The following is a 940-nucleotide window of genomic DNA, read 5'->3' on the forward strand; positions in this document are numbered from 1 at the left end:
TCGTACCTGGTGCTGGACGCCCCGACCTACCGCTTCCTCGGCAGGCGCGTGGACACCCTCCAGGCCGCGGTCATCGGCGGTGAGGTGACGGCCCGCAACGTCACGTTCTACGCGAGCGCCGACCTGGCGACAGGCGTGGTGGCCGAACCAGGTCAGATCCCCTGACCGACCCGCGAGCGGCCCGCGAGCAGGCGGGCCGCTCGCAGGCCGCGCGACCGGAAGACCGTTCGAGTCGCAGGCCGCGCTACGGACGTGCGCCCAGGCGGTCGACCCAGCCCATCTCCTCGTACGCGGTCTGGATCAGCGGCTCGGACCGCCCAGGCGGGCGGAGCTCGTAGGCGAGCAACCGCGCCGTCGCGACCTCCACGACCAGGCGCGACTCGCCCGCGCCCTCACCGCTGCCCGGCGTGGTCAGCGCCAGGGCAACGCCGGTACGGCCCAGCGGGTCGGTGACCTCGCCCAGCGACCTGATCGCGGGCTGCTCCGCGAGCACCCGATACAGGGAGGAACGGGTTCCCGGGCTGCTGGGACCGGAGAGCAGGTCCTGCGCCGTCGCCCACACACAGGTGGTGAACGCCGGCTTGCCGGGCCACCAGTCACCGGCCTTCTCCTCGTCGAACAGCCGCCGCAGCAGGCTCGCCAGCTTCTCCTCGTCGGCCGGGAGCTCCAGCAGTTGCCGGAGTGTGTAGCGGTGGGTGCCGATCAGGAAGCGGAGTTGCATGTCGTAGTCATTGCTCGACGGCTTTCCCCAGCTCAGGTCGGGGGAGCCGAGCCGCCTCCATCGAGCCTCGTCCTCGGGGGAGGCGAAGGTGACCTTCGGGTCCTGGCGGGTCACGGTCCGGCTGGGCGCACCCCGGCGGGCCGCGTACCAGGTGTCCTGGGTGTTCGTCAGCCTGGCCGAGAACGGTGGGTTCTTCGCCTGCGGGTGGCGTACCGGCTG

The 940-nt window shown here is 72.0% G+C and carries 1 protein-coding gene; it reads right to left on the minus strand.

Translation table 11 applies throughout. The features are described from left to right. Window positions 1-244: 244 nt before the first annotated feature. On the minus strand, window positions 245-940 hold a 696-nt coding region (locus tag DMH01_RS42850; RefSeq protein ID WP_199745846.1), incomplete at its 5' end, for a hypothetical protein.

This window comes from Amycolatopsis sp. WAC 04182, from assembly GCF_003947465.1.
In the GTDB taxonomy this organism is placed as follows: domain Bacteria; phylum Actinomycetota; class Actinomycetes; order Mycobacteriales; family Pseudonocardiaceae; genus Amycolatopsis.